This window comes from Ruegeria sp. AB7 (assembly GCF_056542625.1).
This window is the reverse complement of the sequence record NZ_JBQGAC010000004.1, coordinates 14,438-32,235: the sequence shown is the minus strand read 5'-3', so window position 1 is coordinate 32,235 and position 17,798 is coordinate 14,438. Positions and strand designations below refer to the sequence as shown.

The following is a 17,798-nucleotide window of genomic DNA, read 5'->3' as shown; positions in this document are numbered from 1 at the left end:
ACGATGATCGGACTTGAACACTATCTTACGGTCGCGGCGACGCTATTCGTCATCGGCATCTTCGGTCTCTTCCTGAACCGCAAGAACGTCATCATCCTGCTGATGAGCATCGAGTTGATGCTGCTGGCGGTGAATATCAACCTCGTGGCGTTCTCTAGTTTCCTCGGCGATCTGGTCGGGCAGGTCTTTACGCTGTTCGTGTTGACAGTTGCGGCGGCTGAGGCGGCGATTGGTCTTGCCATTCTGGTCTGCTTCTTCCGCAACCGTGGCACCATCGCGGTTGAAGACGTCAATATGATGAAGGGGTAAGAGAATATGGAAACCACCATCCTCTTTGCCCCGCTCGTGGGTGCGTTGATCTGCGGTTTTGGCTGGCGCTTCATTGGTGAGAAAGCCGCCATGTGGACCGCAACGGGCCTGCTGTTTCTGGCCTGCCTGCTCAGCTGGATCGTCTTCCTTTCATTTGACGGCCACACCCAGCAGATCGAGATCATGCGCTGGATCGAAAGTGGTTCGCTGTCGACAAGCTGGGCCATTCGTCTGGACCGTCTGACGGCGATCATGCTGATCGTGGTGACGACCGTTTCGGCGCTGGTTCACTTGTATTCATTCGGCTACATGGATCACGACCCGCAATGGCGTGAAGGCGAAAGCTATAAGCCGCGTTTCTTTGCCTATCTGTCGTTCTTCACCTTCGCCATGCTGATGCTGGTGACGGCGGACAATCTGGTTCAGATGTTCTTTGGCTGGGAAGGCGTGGGTGTCGCCTCGTACCTGCTGATCGGGTTCTATTATCGCAAGCCCAGCGCCAATGCAGCGGCGATGAAAGCGTTCATCGTGAACCGAGTGGGCGATTTCGGCTTTGCGCTGGGGATCTTCGCGCTGTTCTTCCTGACCGACAGCATCAATTTCTCAGACATATTCGCGTCGGCCCCAGCATTGGCGGAGGAAAAACTGAGCTTCCTCTGGGGTGAGTGGACTGCGATTGAGGTGATCTGTGTTCTGCTGTTCATCGGCGCGATGGGTAAATCGGCGCAGTTGATACTACACACCTGGCTGCCGGATGCGATGGAAGGTCCGACCCCTGTGTCCGCGCTGATCCACGCTGCGACCATGGTTACCGCAGGTGTGTTCCTGGTCTGCCGTATGTCGCCGCTGATGGAGTTCGCACCGGGGGCCACCGGGTTCATAGCTTTCCTTGGCGCTTCGACTGCGTTTTTTGCTGCAACCGTGGGCTTGGTGCAGACCGATATCAAGCGGGTCATTGCGTATTCGACCTGTTCGCAATTGGGTTACATGTTTGTCGCCGCCGGCGTTGGCATGTACTCAGCCGCGATGTTCCATCTGCTGACGCACGCATTCTTCAAGGCGCTGCTGTTCCTTGGTGCCGGTTCAGTGATCCATGCGATGCATCATGAGCAGGAGATGACCGAGTACGGCGGTCTGCGGAAGAAAATCCCCTATACGTTCTGGGCGATGATGATCGGCACGCTGGCCATTACCGGTGTGGGCATCCCGCTGACCACGTTTGGATTCGCCGGGTTCCTGTCGAAGGATGCCATCATCGAAAGCGCCTTTGTAGGTGGCACAGGTTATGCCTTCTGGATGTTGGTAATCGCAGCGGTGTTCACCTCATTCTACAGCTGGCGTCTGATATTCCTGACCTTCTATGGCGAGTCGCGTGGCGACAAGCATACGCATGAGCACGCGCACGAAAGTCCGATGGTCATGCTGATCCCGTTGGGGGTACTGTCTCTGGGCGCGGTATTCTCGGGGATGCTGTGGTACAACCAGTTCTTCGGCTACACCGATAAAGTGGCCAAGTTCTACGGTATTCCGCTGGCGGAAGAGACCGGCGGTCATGGCGAAGTTGCCGCAGACGCATCTCATGGTGAGGCCAAGGCAGATGACGACCAAGTCGACGCGAAGGCTGATAAAGGCGAGGGTGACTACAAGGCGGACAAAAAGCATGCCAGCTTTGGCGGTGAGCCGGGCGAAGGCGCGCTGTATATGGCACCTGACAACAATGTCCTGAACGACGCGCATGAGGCTCCGAAATGGGTCAAAGTATCGCCTTTTGTTGCCATGCTGCTGGGTTTTGTCGTCGCCTATTGGTTCTACATCGTGAACACGTCGTTGCCCGCACGTCTGGCGGCGAACCAGCGGCCGCTGTACCTGTTTCTCAAGAACAAGTGGTACTTTGACGAGATCTACGACGCGATCTTTGTCAAACCTACCGTTGCGCTGGGTCGGTTCCTGTGGAAACGCGGTGACGGCAACACGATTGATGGCTTCCTGAACGGGGTTTCGATGGGCGTGGTGCCCTTCTTTACCCGCCTCGCAGGCAAAGCTCAGACGGGTTACATCTTTACTTACGCTTTCTGGATGGTTTTGGGCATCGCCGCTCTTGTCACCTGGATGTCGATCGGCGGAGGCGCAAACTAATGGACAATATCCTATCTATTGTCACCTTCATCCCCGCCATCGCAGCAGGCATTCTGGCCCTGTTTCTGCATGGCGAGGACGTAGCCGCGCAGCGTAACGCCAAATGGGTTGCGCTGGTTGCCACAACCGTGACCTTTCTGGTCTCAATCGGCATCTATACCGGCTTTGATCCGTCCAACACCGGCTTCCAGATGGTGGAAGAGGGCGAGTGGCTGCTGGGCCTGAAGTACAAGATGGGTGTCGATGGTATCAGCGTTCTTTTCGTGCTGCTGACCACCTTCATCATGCCGCTGACCATTCTGGCCAGCTGGCAGGTCACGGACCGGGTCAAGGAATACATGATCGCATTCCTGCTGCTGGAAACGCTGATGCTGGGCGTGTTCATGGCGCTGGATCTCGTGCTGTTCTACCTGTTCTTCGAGGCGGGCCTGATCCCGATGTTCCTGATCATCGGTATCTGGGGCGGCAAAGACCGCATTTATGCCAGCTTCAAGTTCTTCCTATACACCTTCCTCGGCTCGGTGCTGATGCTGGTGGCGATGGTTGCGATGTATGCGGATGCGGGCACCACGGATATCGAGGCGCTGATGAGCCATCAGTTCTCGTCCGAAGGGTTTAGCGTGCTGGGCATCTATATCGTCGGCGGCATGCAGACGCTGATGTTCCTGGCCTTCTTCGCATCCTTTGCGGTGAAGATGCCGATGTGGCCGGTGCATACCTGGCTGCCGGATGCGCACGTTCAGGCGCCGACGGCAGGTTCGGTCGTGCTGGCGGCGATCCTGTTGAAGATGGGCGGCTATGGCTTCCTGCGCTTCAGCCTGCCGATGTTCCCGGTGGGGTCTGCGGTGATGACCGATGTGGTGCTGTGGATGTCGGCGATTGCTGTTGTCTACACCTCTCTGGTCGCGCTGGTGCAAGAGGATATGAAGAAGCTGATCGCCTATTCCTCGGTCGCGCATATGGGCTTTGTGACCATGGGTATCTTTGCAGCGAACCAGCAGGGCATTGATGGCGCGATCTTCCAGATGCTCAGTCATGGGTTCATTTCCGCAGCGCTCTTCCTGTGTGTTGGCGTGATCTATGACCGGATGCACACCCGCGATATCGAGGCGTATGGCGGTTTGGTCATCCGGATGCCTGCTTACGCTCTGGTCTTCATGCTGTTCACCATGGCCAATGTTGGCTTGCCTGGTACATCAGGCTTCATCGGGGAATTCCTGACCCTGATGGGCGCATTCCAGGTCAACACCTGGGTGACGGCTGTGGCTGCAACCGGTGTGATCTTCTCGGCGGGCTATGCGCTATGGCTCTATCGCCGGGTAGTCTTTGGAGATCTGATCAAGGAAAGCCTCAAGGCCATCACAGACATGAGCTCGCGCGAGCGGCTGATCTTCGCGCCGTTGATCGTGATGACCATTTTGCTTGGGGTTTATCCCTCGCTGGTGACCGATGTGATCGGGCAATCCACCGCAGCGCTAATCTCGAACTATGACACGGCTCTGGCCGCGGCTGAAGCCGCAACCCAGACAGCCGCTTCGCATTAAGGGGGCTTTGGAGACATGATCCAGGCTGATCTGACAATCATCCTGCCGGAAATTGTTCTGGCAATTTATGCGATGGCGGCGCTGATCGGGGCTGTCTACACCACCAAGGATGCTCTGGCTCCCATGCTGGTCTGGGCCACTTCAGGTCTGATGGCAGTGTTGGCAATCTGGATTGCGATGAATGGCGAAGGTACCAACGTGGCCTTCAACGGCATGTTTGTGGATGACGGCTTTGCTCGATTTGCAAAGGTTGCGATTCTGCTGTCTGCCGCTGCGGTATTGCTGATGAGCCAGGAATATATGGCGCGCCGCGATCTGTTGCGCTTTGAATATCCTCTGCTGGTCGCACTTGCGGCTGTAGGCATGATGATGATGGTTAGCGCAGGCGATCTGATGTCGCTTTATATGGGGCTTGAGCTGCAGTCGCTGTCGCTTTACGTCGTGGCCGCCTTGCGGCGCGACAGTGCCAAATCCACCGAAGCCGGTTTGAAATACTTCGTGCTGGGCGCGTTGAGTTCTGGCTTGCTGCTCTATGGTGCGTCGCTGGTTTACGGCTTCACTGGCACCACGCTGTTCTCGGGCATCATCCAAACGGTGCATCATGGAGATGTCTCGATTGGCCTCCTGTTTGGCCTGGTGTTCATGATCTCGGGTCTGGCCTTCAAGGTCTCGGCCGTGCCGTTCCACATGTGGACGCCGGATGTGTATGAAGGGTCACCGACCCCGATTACCGCGTTCTTCGCCACCGCTCCGAAAGTGGCTGCGATGGCCTTGTTCGCGCGCCTGATGCATGACGCATTCGGAGGCGTGATCAAGGATTGGCAGCAAGTGATCGTGCTGCTTTCGGTCCTGTCGATGCTGCTGGGCGCGGTTGCGGCCATCGGGCAGCGGGACATCAAGCGGCTGATGGCGTTTTCGTCGATTGCCCATATGGGATATGCTCTGATCGGACTGGCCGCCGGGACCGAGATGGGCATCAAGGCAATGCTGATGTATCTGGCCATCTATGTGACGATGAATATCGGAACCTTCGCATTCATCCTGATGATGGAGCGTGATGGCAAACCGGTCACTGATATTGATGCGCTACGTCAGTTCTCGAAGCGCGATCCGGGTAAAGCTCTGGCGGTCCTGATCCTGATGTTCAGTCTGGCGGGCGTGCCACCGATGCTGGGCTTCTTCGCCAAGTTCGGCGTCTGGCAAGCGGGTATCGATGCCGACCTGTTCGGGCTGGTGATCGTCTCGGCCATCGCCTCGGTCATCGGTGCGTTCTACTATCTGCGGATCGTGTTCTACATGTATTTCGGGGCGGAGAATGAAGACCCGATCGAGATCCGCTCGACCCCGGTTTTGTGGGCAGCGCTGATGGGCTCTGCGGCTCTGATGTTGATTGGCGTATTTTATCAGTTCGGTGTGGAAGGGGCAGCTGCAGCTGCTGCGGCGACGCTTGTCAACTGATACTGCCGCGTTTCGATCAACCGAGGCTCGGTCGCGCGACCGGGCCTTTTTGACATGAGCGAATGGCCGCGGGGATATGGCCTGCATATACTGAAAGAAGTCGACAGCACTCTGAATGAGGCGGTGCGGCTTGCGCCAACAGCGACCGGTCCGGTCTGGATCATGGCACATCATCAGACCGCCGCGCGTGGTCGGCGCGGGCGAGCCTGGGCCAACCCCAAAGGTAATCTGGCAGTGACTTTGCTGATGCGCCCGCCGGGTGATCCGGAACAGGCGGCCCTTCGAAGTTTTGTCGCAGCGCTCGCCCTGTATGATGCGTGTGTGGCGGTAACGGGGCGCGCAGTAGGTTTGGCACTGAAATGGCCCAATGACGTGCTGCTCAACGGCGGAAAACTAGCGGGTATCCTGCTAGAAAGCACGGGGCAGGGCCGGGGGGTGTCACATCTGGCGATAGGGATTGGGGTGAACCTGTCCGAGGCACCGGGCACTGATCGCGTCGAAGCCGGAGCGGTGCGACCTGTTTCTCTGCTCTCGGAAACCGGCGCGCTCACCACCCCCGAGGATTTTCTGACCGAACTGGCGGTAGCTTATGCGCATTATGAGACCCAGTTCATGACCTACGGGTTCGAACCGATCCGCACCGCCTGGCTATCCCGAGCAGCGCGGTTGGGCGAAGTCATAACCGCTCGTACAGCCACGTCCGAAACGGTTGGAACCTTCGAAACGGTAGACGTGGGTGGCAGCCTTGTCCTAAACACCGCCAAGGGCCGGGTCAGCATTCCGGCTGCGGATGTGTACTTCTGAAAGGGGCGCGGGATGCTTCTGGCAATTGATTGCGGCAATACCAACACCGTTTTCTCGATCTGGGATGGCGAAAAGTTTCTGTGCACCCTGCGCACCTCAACTCATCATGCCCGCACAGCGGATGCCTATTTCACCTGGTATTCAACCTTGGTGAAACACTACGGTATCGAAGCTGATATCTCGGATGTGATCATCGCCTCAACCGTGCCACGCGTGGTGTTCAACCTGCGGGTCTTTGCTGATCGCTTTTTTGGATGCCGGCCGATTGTTGTTGGCAAGCCAGATTGCCTGCTGCCGGTCAATCCGCGCGTGGACGAAGGCACCGTGCCCGGTCCGGACCGGTTGGCCAACGCGGCGGCGGCGTTCGACCGCCATGGCGGCAATGTGGTTGTGGTTGACTTTGGGACGGCTACGAATTTCGACGTAGTCGCAGCCGACGGCGCCTACGTCGGTGGTATCATCGCCCCTGGCGTGAACCTGAGCCTTGAGGCACTGCATCAGGGTGCCGCGGCGTTGCCGCATATCGACATCACGAGGCCCGAAAAAGTGATTGGAACAAACACGGTTGGCTGTATCCAGTCTGGCGTGTATTGGGGATATTCCGGCCTCATCGAAGGGCTGATCTCGCGCGTGAAAGCTGAATACGGAATGGCGATGAAAGTCGTCGGTACCGGGGGCCTGGCGCCTCTGTTTGATCAGGCTGACGTGGGTTTTGACGCTATCGAGGATGATCTGACGATGCACGGGTTGACCGTGATACATCGCTATAACAAGGAAAATGGCTCAACATGAGCAGTGAACGACTGATCTATCTGCCGCTGGGCGGTGCAGGCGAAATCGGCATGAATGCCTATGTCTATGGTTACGGTAAGCCGGGGCAAGAGCGGTTGATCCTTGTGGATCTTGGCGTTGCCTTCCCGGACATGGACACCTCGCCCGGCGTGGATCTGATCTTTGCAGACATCACCTGGTTGAAAGAGCGCGCCGATCAGCTGGAAGCAGTTTTTGTCACTCACGCGCACGAAGATCATGTCGGGGCGGTGGCCCACTGTTATGAGGCTTTAGGCGCGCCGGTCTACGCGCGCGCTTTTACCGCCAATATCGCGCGTCGCAAGATGGACGAACGCGGCCACCCGACCGAGGCGGTGCAAACTGCGTCTCCATGGCCCGAACAGATCAAGGCTGGCCCGTTTACCGTTGGTTTCCTGCCGGTTTCGCATTCCATCCCTGAAAGTGCAGGGCTCGTTATCGACTCTCCTGCCGGGCGCGTGGTGCATACGGGGGATTTCAAGCTCGATTCCAACCCGGTCGTGGGCGAACCATTCGATCCCGATCTGTGGGCCGAGGTGGCAAAGCCCGGCGTCAAAGCGTTGATCTGTGACAGTACTAATGTGTTCTCAAGCCATCCCGGGCGTTCGGAATCCGAAGTCGGCCCCGAGATCACCCGTCTGGTTCAAGAGGCCAGCGGCATGGTCATCGCAACCACGTTTGCCTCGAACGTGGCACGCGTGAAAACGCTGGCAGAGGCGGGACAGAAAGCCGGCCGTTCGGTCGTTCTGCTGGGTCGTGCGATGCGGCGTATGATCGAGGCGGCGACCGAGACCGGCATCCTGACCGATTTTCCAAAGGTTATCAGCGCCGAAGAGGCCGTCGACGTGCCGCGCGCGAACCTGATGTTGATTGTGACTGGCAGCCAAGGCGAACGCCGCGCAGCCAGCGCCCAACTGGCGCGCGGTAAGTATCGCGGACTAGAAGCGAAAGAGGGCGATCTGTTTCTGTTCTCGTCCAAGACTATTCCCGGCAATGAACGTGGCGTGATCCGCATCATGAACCAGCTCAGTGAGAAGGGCGTGGATGTGGTCGATGACAGCTCTGGTCTGTATCACGTCTCGGGTCACGCCAACCGGCCTGATCTTGAGAAGGTTCACGCCCTGATCGATCCGCAGATGGTTATCCCGATGCATGGCGAACACCGCCACTTGCGTGAGCATGCCAAACTGGCCGAAACGGGTGGTCGCACTGGGATTCTCGCTGTTAACGGCACTATGCTGGATCTGACTGGGAATGCGCCCAAAGTGGCGGATTATATCGAGACTGGCCGGACCTATCTGGATGGTACAGTCAAAATCGGCGCCTTGGACGGCGTGGTGCGCGACCGGATTCGGATGGCGCTGAACGGCCATATCATCATCACCGTGATATTGGACGAAGAAGACGAACCGCTGGGTGAGCCGTGGTGCGATACGATGGGCCTGCCCGAAATGGGATCATCCCGCGCGGGGCTGATTGAGGTGCTGGAAGAGGACCTGAACCAGTTCCTGATGCGTGCGGGTGCAAAGACGCTGCGTGATGACGACAAACTGGAAGAAGGGTTGCGCCGGATCGCACGTCAGACCGCGCAGGCCGAGATCGGCAAGAAACCCGAGGTAACAGTGGTTGTTAGCCGAATGCGTTAATCTGCATAGGGCATCGGATAGCCCCGAAGCTGCAGGAAAAGGCTGGCCTCTTCGTTGTTGAGAAAGAAGGGAACAGTTTCAGGCGGGTTCGGGTCCTCTGCACGGGCGGCGACTTCGGCCAGAACAACTTCGGTGATGAAGGGCAGGTCGAACTCTCGCGCTTGGCTGATCTTGACCCATTGCAAATGCGATAGCTCGTCCGAGGCATGGGTGAAGTCGTCAAGATCCCCCTGAATCGCGTCCGCATCGACCAGAAAGAACCTGGCGTCGAACCGGCGGGGTCGCCCCGGTGGTGTGACTGCGCGAAAGACAAATTGCAGTGCTTCTGCAGACGGCAGGTAGCCCATCGCCGCAAAGCTTTGCCAATCGGCCGGGATCGCGCCTTGCCAATCCCCTTGTTGCCCCAGAACAAGCCCGGTTTCTTCCCACAACTCTCGGATCGCCGCGACAGCCAGAGAGGTCTGCAAGTTTGGCGCTGATTGTTGTGACAGGCGATCGGTGCATAGATCGGGCAATGGCGTGCTGAGCGAGATGCCCGCATCGGAAGCATCAACCGCGCCGCCCGGGAACACGAATTTGTTCGGCATGAACGCAGCCTTGGCACCGCGTTGGCCCATCAGGATCGACGGGTCTGTGAACCGATCACGCAATACGATTACGGTAGCAGCATCCCGGATTGCGGTTTTATCCGCCGTCATCCGGCCTTGCCAAACCCGTGCATCCGCCGCGCCCATTGATAGGCGACAACGGCCCCTTTGAGACGGGGCAGAAGGAACAGGGATAGCGCGACGCAGCCGATCGAGAATGCAATCGCCATGGTCCATGGATCGGGACGCCACTGCACATAAGAGACATGAAGGGCGGGTGCCAGAAGGTGCCCCACCAGCAGGATCGTCAGGTAGGCCGGGCCGTCATCAGCGCGATGATGGAACAATTCCTGCCCGCATTCCGAACAGGTGTCATTCACCTTGAGATAGCTGTGCAACAGCGCACCCTCACCGCAATTCGGGCATTTGCACCGGAACCCTCGGATCAATGCGGGTTTTGTTGGGCGGTCTTCTTCGAGCGAACTGTCAATAGTTTGGTCAATCATATGTATCTCGCACATCTTTCCTGGAGGCATATAGGCAGGATCAGACCCAACGGAAAAGGGGGGTGCGTCGCTTTGTGGCGCTGCTGCTTAGCGTATCATTTTCTATTGGCGTTTCAAATAAAGCAAAAAAAGTTGTGCCGGAAGCGACGGAAACCCGCCCAAGCCGCGTTTGAATAGGTATCAACAGCGGCAAATGGCCGCCAAATTCAGGGAACTATGTAATGAAAACCAAAAGCTTCATTTCGGCAATCGTCGTAGCTGCAGTTACTGTGACCGGCACTTCCGCTTTGGCCAAGGGCCCGCGTGCGACATTTCAGGAACTGGATGCCGACGGGGACGGGCAGGTGACTCAGGCCGAGATCGAGACACATCGCAACCAGAAATTCACCGCTGCCGATACGGATGGCGACGGCCAACTGAGCGTCGAAGAAATGCAGGCTGCGGCGCAGACCAAGGCCAACGAGCGTGTCACCAAGATGTTCGAAAAGCACGACGCAAATGCGGATGGTTTCCTTAGCGAAGATGAATTGCCGAAACCGCGCCGCGCCTCCAAGATGTTCGAGCGCATCGATGCCGACGGCAACGGTTCGATCTCAGAACAGGAATACGCGGATGCAAAAGACAAAATGGGCCGGAAACACAAGCGGCATCAGAAGTCGGACACCGACAACAACTGATACGGGATGGAGGATCTGACCTCTTATCCCGACATCGAGCATGGCGGAACATCTGCCATGCCCGAGCCCAGCGACGAAGAGTTGCTGGGCCGGTTTTCTGATGGCGATGCTACGGCGGCCCGCCTGCTGACCGGGCGGTTGGGGCCGCGAAGTTATTCCGTGGCTTTGCGAATGCTGGGAAACCCAGCCGAAGCAGAGGACGTAACGCAAGAAGCGATGATGCGCCTGTGGAAAATGGCGCCTAACTGGGTGCCGGGGCAGGCGCAGTTATCGACTTGGCTCTATCGCGTAACACTGAATCTATGTGTGGACTTGCGCCGGAAAAAGCGGCCTCAAGCGTTGGACAATGTGGCCGAACCCGAAGATGAGACTGCCAGTGTGGTCGACCAGATGCAGGAGAGTGCCCGCAAGGACGCGTTGCAGGCTGCATTGGAGCATTTGCCGGACCGGCAGCGGCAGGCTGTGGTTCTGCGGCACATCGAAGAATTGTCCAATCCCGAAATCGCGGGGATCATGGATATTTCGGTCGAGGCGGTTGAAAGCCTGACCGCGCGTGGCAAACGATCTCTTACCGCGATACTGGCGGGGCGTCGGGATGAACTGGGGTACGAACATGGCTGATCAAGATAACGAACTCGACCATCTGTTTGCACAGGCGCGTGCGGCGCGGGATGTGCTTCCCGACGATCTGGCTGTTCGCATCGAAACGGATGCCGAAGCCATACGTCTGGCCCGGACTGCAAGACCGCAGCGGCGGACATGGCGGCAAAAGATAGGCGTTATCGGGGGGTGGCAAGGGTTGAGCGGTCTTGTGGCGGCAAGCGCAGCTGGCGTCTGGATCGGGTTCTCCGCGCCGACCTTCTTGCCGGACCCTGTTGATTATTTCATCTCACAAGAGACGACCTATCTGATGGCCGATCTGAATTTAGACGAAAACTATCTGGAGGATGCAGAATGAGCGATCATCCCGCACCCAAACGCAAATGGATGCCGATATTGCTGGTTGTCTCTCTTGCTTTGAATCTGCTGATTGTCGGAGTCATTTTGGGTGCGGCATTGCGCTTTAAAGGAAGCGCTCATGCCGATGCGCCTCCGGGATTTGGCCCGGCGCTGTATTATGCGCTGCCAAAGTCGGATCGAAAGGCTCTGAGGGGTGAGTTGTCGGACCTGCGCGGAAAAGGATCACATCGGCGCAAGCAGGATTTTACTGCTCTCAGTCAAGTGCTTAGGGCCGTGCCTTTCGATCCCGCAGCGGTTGCGAGTCTTTTGGCACAGCAGTCGAAAGCAACTGCTGATCTGCAGACTGCGCTTCATCAGCAATGGCTGGCCCAGATCTCGGCCATGAATGATGACCAACGTGCCGCTTACGCGGACCGGCTGGAGGACGTGGTTAAACGCGGCCCGCGCAAACACAAAAAACGGGACTGACTAGTCACGCTGCGCTTTGCCGAATCTGTACCTGGTTGCGGCCCGCTTTTTTGGCGGCATAAAGTGCTTTGTCCGCCGAGCTGATCAATCGACCGACCGGGTCTGCTTCGCCTGGATGAGAGAGTTCGGGCGGGGTACATAATTTCACCCCCACGCTGATCGTTACGGGTACTGGGGCCGGACGATCCGGCAGCTGAAAAGGTTTTTCGCAAATTGTTTCACAAATCTGTTTCGCTTGCTTCAGCGCTTGGTCGGTTGAGGTATTCGGTAGCCCGATCATGAACTCTTCGCCGCCGATACGCGCGACAAAACCGGTTTTTCCTATCACGACTCGCAGCCTTTTCGCGGTTTCGGTCAGAACCAAATCCCCCGCGGCGTGACCGTAACGGTCATTGATTGCCTTGAAGTGGTCCAGATCGGCCAGCATCACGGCGAATCCGTGTTCCGTTTCTGGGGCCTGATGCGCGATCTGGTCCAGCGCGCGCATCGCATAGCGGCGATTGAACAGTCCCGTCAGCGGATCGATCAGGGATTCGGCCAAATCCCTGCGCAATGTCGCTCGCAATCTGTCGTCTCGGGTCTTGCGGGCGATCAAAGTTTCAAGCCGCAAGCATATCTCATCTGTCTGAAACCCGCCCATGCAGACCGCATCAGCGCCTCGGTCCAGCGCCTCGGCCGCAAGTGCGGGATTATAATCCCGCAACACACCGATCAGCACCGTATTTCGTGTCGCACCGCGCGACCGAAGATCTGCCAGTAGGTTCCGCCCCGAGCTATTCGGTGCAAGCTCAACAACAATCGCGTCCGGGATCGTCCCGGACAGGATGCCTTTGAGATCAGGCAGAGTATGGCCGGTCACACGATGCCGGGTTTGATGGGTCAGAGCATTACTCCACAACGCGCTGGTTCGAACTGTTTGCGTCAGGATCGCGATCTCTGCCGTCGATGGCGGGGCGATCAGCACCTGTGGCGCCTCGCCAAAGCCAATGGTTTGGGCCGAACTTTCGATGTTTAATTCCTGCCGTTCGGCGCGCGCACGTAACAAGCTGCGCACGCGGGCCAATAGAAGTGTATCCTTGAACGGATAGCCAAGCACATCATCCAGCCCGTCCGACAGTGCCTTCAAACGCGCTGCTTTGTCGTTTTGCGGTGCAATCGCAACAATCGGCACATCGATCAGAGCAGGATCTGCCGCCATCACTTTCTTAACATCCGCAGCGCTTCCGTCGGGCAGAGTTTGCGCTGTAAGAACCAGATCAGGCCGTGTCCGCCGCAGCAATGCACCAAGCCCGGCCAGTTTCTCACCCTGCACGACATGGTACCAGGCGGCCGTCAACTGAACCTTGAGCATTATGCGATTGGTCGAAACACCGTCGAGGACGAGTATGGTGCCTTGTACAGACATAGCCATTCACCGTTTGATTGCATGCGTTGCTAAAGTGTTTATGAGTCTGGTTAACAAACCCTTTCCAACACAGTGTCCGAGGCCAGTTTATGCCGATCTCCGCCAATTCCGCTGAAACTCTGGCCCTGAATGTGCTGGGCTGGCTGGTGGGAAATGATGAGTTGCTGCCCGTTTTCCTGGGGGCGACAGGTGCCTCGGAACAAGATTTGCGCGACCGTGCGGGTGAGGCTGAATTTCTTGGGTCTGTGTTGGACTTTCTGCTGCTTGACGATTCATGGGTGATCGCTTTTTGTGACGCCAATTCCGTGCTCTACGAAGAGCCGGGTCAAGCCCGTGCCGCGTTGTCCGGAATTTCGGATATGCACTGGACCTAACCCAAAGGAAATTTGTTTCATGGCAATCGACGCCCTCGTGTTCGACAAGGACGGTACTCTTTTTGATTTTGCAGCCACTTGGGGTGCGTTCGGGCGTATCGCGATGCTGCAGCTCTCTGATGGAGATGTGCAGCGCGCGACCGAGTTGGGGAAGGCCATCGGATTTGATTTTGAACAAGAGAGCTACGACCCGAATAGCGTAGTCATCGCCGGAACGGTCGATGAGGTTGCTGCAGCTCTGACACCGCATTTGCCTGAGGTATCTCTGGGGCACCTGATCGAAACACTCAACCGGGCGTCAGCGAACGCAGAGCAGATCCAAGCCGTTCCCTTGGCACCATTCCTTGCCGAGCTGCGTCGCGCCGGGCTGAAACTGGGCGTTGCGACGAACGATGCTGAAATGCCGGCCCTGCAGCACCTGCAGTCCGTTGGTGTGCGAGACCATTTTGATTTTGTAGCCGGATATGACAGCGGACATGGTTACAAGCCAGGTCCGGGGCAGCTATTGGCCTTTGCTCAGCATGTCGAGGTCGCGCCATCTCGTGTTGCGATGGTTGGTGACAGTCTTCACGATCTAGAGGCGGGACGCGCCGCAGGGATGGTCACCATCGGGGTTCTGACCGGCATGGCGACGGCCAAAACACTCGAACCGCTGGCGGATGTCGTCTTGCCCAACATCGGGCACATTCCCGGCTGGTTGTCGAAAACCGAATAACCTCGGTTCCAAATCGCCGGGTTGGATAATAAAACCGACAACTGTTGTCGCAGACAGAACGGCGATACTGAATCTTCGGGGCTTTCATAGGAGTGAAAGCGCGGAGGATGGTGATGGCTGAGAGCAAGACACGCAAACGTCGCGGTGGTGGACGCGCGGGTGCAGCCGCAAGGCGCGGCGCGGCGGTGATCGAGCAGATGCCCTGGAACCCGCCCACAAACATCGACAAGCCAATCGAGCCGTTGGGACCCGAGGGGATCGAAGCGGTTCACGAAGGTGCCATGCGGATTCTCGAAGAGATCGGCATCGAGTTCTACAATCAGGAAGCCATCGGGATCCTGCGCAAGGCGGGCTGTACAATTTCCGGCGACAACGTCCGCATGGACCGGGATTTCGTGATGGAAATGGTGGGCAAGGCGCCCAGCAAATTTACCATCACGCCGCGCAACCCGGAGCATCAGATCAAGATTGGTGGCAAGACCATTCTGTTCGGCAATGTTTCATCCCCACCAAATTATTGGGACATGGAAATCGGAAAAAAAGTGCCCGGCACCCGGCGGATGTGTCAGGACCTGCTGAAGCTGACGCAATACTTCAACTGTATCCACTTTGCAGGTGGATATCCGGTTGAGCCGGTCGATATCCACGCCAGCATACGGCACCTTGATGTGCTTTATGACAAGCTGACCCTGACTGATAAGGCAATGCATGCCTATTCGCTGGGGAAAGAGCGCGTCGAAGACGTGATGGAGATGGTGCGTATCGCGGGTGGCCTGAGCCACGAGGAATTCGAGGCCACGCCCCGGATGTACACTAACATCAACTCGACCTCACCGTTGAAACACGACCATCCAATGATCGATGGCTGCCTACGGCTGGCGCGGCGTGGGCAGGCAATTGTCGTGACGCCTTTCACTCTGGCCGGGGCGATGGCCCCTGTGACGATGGCTGGCGCAGTGGCACAATCGCTTGCCGAAGCGCTGTGCGCGATTGCGTTGTTTCAGTACGTTCGCCCGGGTATTCCATGCGTGATCGGAACCTTTACTTCGAATGTCGATATGAAATCCGGTGCGCCTGCATTCGGGACACCGGAATACATGCGCTCGACCCAGATGACTGGGCAGATGGCACGGTATTATGGCTTGCCTATGCGGTCCTCGGGCGTTTGCGCGGCAAATGTGCCCGATGGGCAGTCGGTTTGGGAAACCTCGAATTCCCTTTGGGCGGCGGTGCAGTCAGGCACCAACATGGTATATCATGCGGCAGGCTGGCTGGAAGGAGGCCTTATCGCAAGCCCCGAGAAATTTATCATGGATTGCGAAATCCTTCAGCAGATTCAGAGGTATATGCAGCCGGAACTGACAGCGACGGGCCCGGATGACATCGCCCTTGAAGCGATCCGGTCTGTTGGAAACGACGGGCATTTCTTTGGCATCCAACATACGCAAGATCGCTATACCACCGCATTTTATCAGCCGTTCCTGAGTGACTGGAAAAACTTCGAAGCCTGGGAAGCAGCTGGTGGTATCTGGACTGCGGAACGTGCCCATCGGATGTTCAAGGAGATCGTGAACAATTTCGAAGCCCCGAAGATGGATGAGGCGATCCGCGAGGAGCTGGCCGAGTTTGTTGAGCGCCGCAAGGCCGAAGGCGGTGCGCCGACCGATTTCTGATCGCTGCCCAATCCGCCCTTCAGTTTGGGATTAGATCGGATTCTCATAATCCCGTATCGGATTTTGGGTGTTTGTTAAGCTTTCTGCGATCACTTGAGAGTGTCTTTCAATCTGAGGCGACACATGCACGGGCTGATCAACAGGGCGATCCAATCCTTTGTCTGCGCCACCTACGGGCGTCAATGCTGGTTGCGCGCGACTCATACGGCCGGGCTGGGATTTGACGAGTTCGAGGCGATGTTGATCTATGACACGGAGATATCGACCCGAGTGCTCGACGCTTTGTGCGCTGACTTGAACCGCCCAAAATCCGAATTTCTTGAGGATTTGGGCACTTATCTGGTCTCACACTCGAACATGGAAGATCTACGCAGGTTATTGCGTTTTGGCGGGGTAACCTATTTGGAATTTTTGCATTCGCTTGATGACCTGTCGGATCGTGTCCGCCTTGCCGTGTCGGATCTGAGGTTGCCTGATTTGGAATTGCAGGAACATTCACCCGGAGAATATCACTTGCACTGCTCTGCTGATTTGCCGGGATATTCCAGCGTCATGACCGGTGTGCTGCGCGCCATGGCGGATGACTACGGCGCGCTGGTGATCCTATCCAATGAAGGTCACCAAAGCGGGGCCGAGGTGATTTCGATCACATTGATCGAAAGCGCGTTTGCCGAAGGGCGTCACTTTGATCTCGGGGCACGTAAATCATGATCAAGACCGCGGAGCTTGGACAGTTGCTGGACACCTTGTGCCCGATGTTCGTTCTTGTTGATGGCAAGGGTCGGGTCGAGCAGGTTGGACCAACCCTGCAGAAACTGCGCCCGGATCAACCGATGGCGGGCCAAAATTTTCTGGATATCTTTGAACTGGTGCGCCCCCGATCCATCAAGACAATTGCTGCGCTAATGACGGTGCCGGACCGAAAATTGCATCTCAGGTTTCAAGACCAGCCGCAGACGGCGTTCAAAGGTCTGATCGCGCCGTTTCCTGGCGGAAGCGGGGCGGTCATCAACCTGTCGTTTGGAATTTCGATACTGGATGCGGTACGCGACTATTCTCTGACCAGCACCGATTTCCCGGGCACTGATCTGGCCATAGAATTGTTGTATCTGGTCGAGGCAAATTCTGCCGCGATGGAAGCGTCACGCTCGCTGAACTTGCGTCTGCAAGGTGCGATGCTGGCGGCAGAAGAACAAGCCTACACGGATACGTTGACCGGGCTGAAAAATCGACGTGCGATGGATCATATTCTAGGGCATTTGATTTCGGCGAAATCGAGTTTTGCAATGATGCATCTGGATCTGGATTTCTTCAAATCAGTCAATGATCGATTGGGGCATGCTGCAGGGGACTATGTTCTGCAGCAAGCTGCAAAGATCATGCTGGACGTCACACGCAGCGACGACACAGTTGCCCGAGTCGGGGGTGATGAGTTTGTCTTGATTTTTAAGGGCATGAACGATCGTACAAAGCTTGATGGTATTGCAGGGCGCCTGATTTCACGCCTGTGCAAGCCGATGCAGTTCGATGGGGCAACCTGCCGAATATCGGCAAGTATTGGTACAGCACTCTCGACACAATTCGAAGTGCCCAAGGCCGAAGATATTCTTCATGCCGCCGATCTGGCTTTATACGCAGCGAAACGAAGCGGGCGATCCTGCCACCGTTTCTATTGCGAGCTATCGGATGCGCAGCATTCCGGTTGACGCAGGTGGCCCCCCTTTGC

19 protein-coding genes are annotated in these 17,798 nt (G+C 57.1%); 16 read left to right on the top strand and 3 right to left on the bottom strand.

What is annotated here, in order from left to right; all coding sequences use genetic code 11:
- Positions 1–3: 3 nt before the first annotated feature.
- The 7 genes from nuoK to ACR0EN_RS11920 are packed head-to-tail and all read left to right on the top strand — an operon-like array spanning position 4 to position 8,707.
- Entirely contained in the window at positions 4–309 is a 306-nt protein-coding gene (gene nuoK / locus ACR0EN_RS11950; protein WP_005984024.1) for an NADH-quinone oxidoreductase subunit NuoK, read from the top strand.
- A gap of 6 nt (positions 310–315) precedes the next feature.
- Positions 316–2,445 carry an NADH-quinone oxidoreductase subunit L gene (gene nuoL, locus ACR0EN_RS11945; RefSeq protein ID WP_170626405.1) on the top strand — a complete coding sequence of 710 codons (2,130 nt, stop codon included), beginning with the start codon at positions 316–318 and terminating at the stop codon, positions 2,443–2,445.
- Complete coding sequence (locus ACR0EN_RS11940; RefSeq protein ID WP_170403976.1) at positions 2,445–3,989, top strand: NADH-quinone oxidoreductase subunit M; 1,545 nt, start codon at positions 2,445–2,447, stop codon at positions 3,987–3,989. The genes nuoL and ACR0EN_RS11940 overlap by 1 nt, the downstream gene beginning before the upstream one ends.
- Before the next feature lie 15 nt (positions 3,990–4,004).
- Positions 4,005–5,447 carry an NADH-quinone oxidoreductase subunit NuoN gene (gene nuoN / locus ACR0EN_RS11935; protein ID WP_170397032.1) on the top strand — a complete coding sequence of 481 codons (1,443 nt, stop codon included), beginning with the start codon at positions 4,005–4,007 and terminating at the stop codon, positions 5,445–5,447.
- Positions 5,448–5,501: 54 nt separating this feature from the next.
- Positions 5,502–6,251: a biotin--[acetyl-CoA-carboxylase] ligase gene (locus tag ACR0EN_RS11930; RefSeq protein WP_170818015.1), complete on the top strand. Its 750-nt coding sequence runs from the start codon at positions 5,502–5,504 to the stop codon at positions 6,249–6,251.
- A 12-nt stretch (positions 6,252–6,263) separates the two neighbouring features.
- Entirely contained in the window at positions 6,264–7,043 is a 780-nt protein-coding gene (locus ACR0EN_RS11925; protein ID WP_170397028.1) for a type III pantothenate kinase, read from the top strand.
- Positions 7,040–8,707: a ribonuclease J gene (locus ACR0EN_RS11920; protein ID WP_480586926.1), complete on the top strand. Its 1,668-nt coding sequence runs from the start codon at positions 7,040–7,042 to the stop codon at positions 8,705–8,707. The genes ACR0EN_RS11925 and ACR0EN_RS11920 overlap by 4 nt, the downstream gene beginning before the upstream one ends.
- Here the strand turns inward: ACR0EN_RS11920 and ACR0EN_RS11915 are convergent.
- Both ACR0EN_RS11915 and ACR0EN_RS11910 read right to left on the bottom strand, forming a co-directional pair.
- Positions 8,704–9,405: an NUDIX hydrolase gene (locus tag ACR0EN_RS11915; RefSeq protein WP_170626401.1), complete on the bottom strand. Its 702-nt coding sequence runs from the start codon at positions 9,403–9,405 to the stop codon at positions 8,704–8,706. The two genes, ACR0EN_RS11920 and ACR0EN_RS11915, sit on opposite strands and share 4 nt — an antisense overlap.
- Positions 9,402–9,800 (bottom strand): DUF983 domain-containing protein, encoded by a 399-nt coding sequence (locus ACR0EN_RS11910; RefSeq protein ID WP_170397024.1) that lies wholly within the window; start codon positions 9,798–9,800, stop codon positions 9,402–9,404. Before ACR0EN_RS11910 ends, ACR0EN_RS11915 begins: the two co-directional genes overlap by 4 nt.
- Positions 9,801–10,021: 221 nt before the next feature.
- On the opposite strand from ACR0EN_RS11910, the gene ACR0EN_RS11905 reads away from it, so the two are divergent.
- The 4 genes from ACR0EN_RS11905 to ACR0EN_RS11890 are packed head-to-tail and all read left to right on the top strand — an operon-like array spanning position 10,022 to position 11,905.
- Positions 10,022–10,477, top strand: coding sequence for an EF-hand domain-containing protein (locus ACR0EN_RS11905; RefSeq protein WP_170403961.1), 456 nt, complete (start codon positions 10,022–10,024; stop codon positions 10,475–10,477).
- Between the two features lie 6 nt (positions 10,478–10,483).
- Positions 10,484–11,098: an RNA polymerase sigma factor gene (locus ACR0EN_RS11900; RefSeq protein WP_170818013.1), complete on the top strand. Its 615-nt coding sequence runs from the start codon at positions 10,484–10,486 to the stop codon at positions 11,096–11,098.
- Positions 11,091–11,435: a hypothetical protein gene (locus tag ACR0EN_RS11895; RefSeq protein ID WP_170647710.1), complete on the top strand. Its 345-nt coding sequence runs from the start codon at positions 11,091–11,093 to the stop codon at positions 11,433–11,435. Before ACR0EN_RS11900 ends, ACR0EN_RS11895 begins: the two co-directional genes overlap by 8 nt.
- Positions 11,432–11,905: a periplasmic heavy metal sensor gene (locus tag ACR0EN_RS11890; protein ID WP_170397015.1), complete on the top strand. Its 474-nt coding sequence runs from the start codon at positions 11,432–11,434 to the stop codon at positions 11,903–11,905. Before ACR0EN_RS11895 ends, ACR0EN_RS11890 begins: the two co-directional genes overlap by 4 nt.
- Before the next feature lie 4 nt (positions 11,906–11,909).
- Here ACR0EN_RS11890 and ACR0EN_RS11885 read toward each other — a convergent pair whose 3' ends face one another.
- Positions 11,910–13,310, bottom strand: coding sequence for a diguanylate cyclase (locus ACR0EN_RS11885; RefSeq protein WP_480586921.1), 1,401 nt, complete (start codon positions 13,308–13,310; stop codon positions 11,910–11,912).
- An 89-nt stretch (positions 13,311–13,399) separates the two neighbouring features.
- On the opposite strand from ACR0EN_RS11885, the gene ACR0EN_RS11880 reads away from it, so the two are divergent.
- The 5 genes from ACR0EN_RS11880 (at position 13,400) to ACR0EN_RS11860 (ending at position 17,778) form a co-directional block, all read left to right on the top strand.
- Positions 13,400–13,684: a DUF3572 domain-containing protein gene (locus tag ACR0EN_RS11880; RefSeq protein ID WP_480586917.1), complete on the top strand. Its 285-nt coding sequence runs from the start codon at positions 13,400–13,402 to the stop codon at positions 13,682–13,684.
- A gap of 19 nt (positions 13,685–13,703) precedes the next feature.
- Positions 13,704–14,399, top strand: coding sequence for an HAD family hydrolase (locus ACR0EN_RS11875; RefSeq protein ID WP_170424087.1), 696 nt, complete (start codon positions 13,704–13,706; stop codon positions 14,397–14,399).
- A gap of 113 nt (positions 14,400–14,512) precedes the next feature.
- Positions 14,513–16,072, top strand: a complete 1,560-nt coding sequence (locus ACR0EN_RS11870; RefSeq protein WP_170612251.1) for a trimethylamine methyltransferase family protein — start codon at positions 14,513–14,515, stop codon at positions 16,070–16,072.
- A gap of 123 nt (positions 16,073–16,195) precedes the next feature.
- Positions 16,196–16,783, top strand: coding sequence for a heme NO-binding domain-containing protein (locus tag ACR0EN_RS11865; protein WP_170397007.1), 588 nt, complete (start codon positions 16,196–16,198; stop codon positions 16,781–16,783).
- Positions 16,780–17,778, top strand: a complete 999-nt coding sequence (locus tag ACR0EN_RS11860; protein ID WP_170818011.1) for a GGDEF domain-containing protein — start codon at positions 16,780–16,782, stop codon at positions 17,776–17,778. The genes ACR0EN_RS11865 and ACR0EN_RS11860 overlap by 4 nt, the downstream gene beginning before the upstream one ends.
- Positions 17,779–17,798 lie beyond the last annotated feature (20 nt).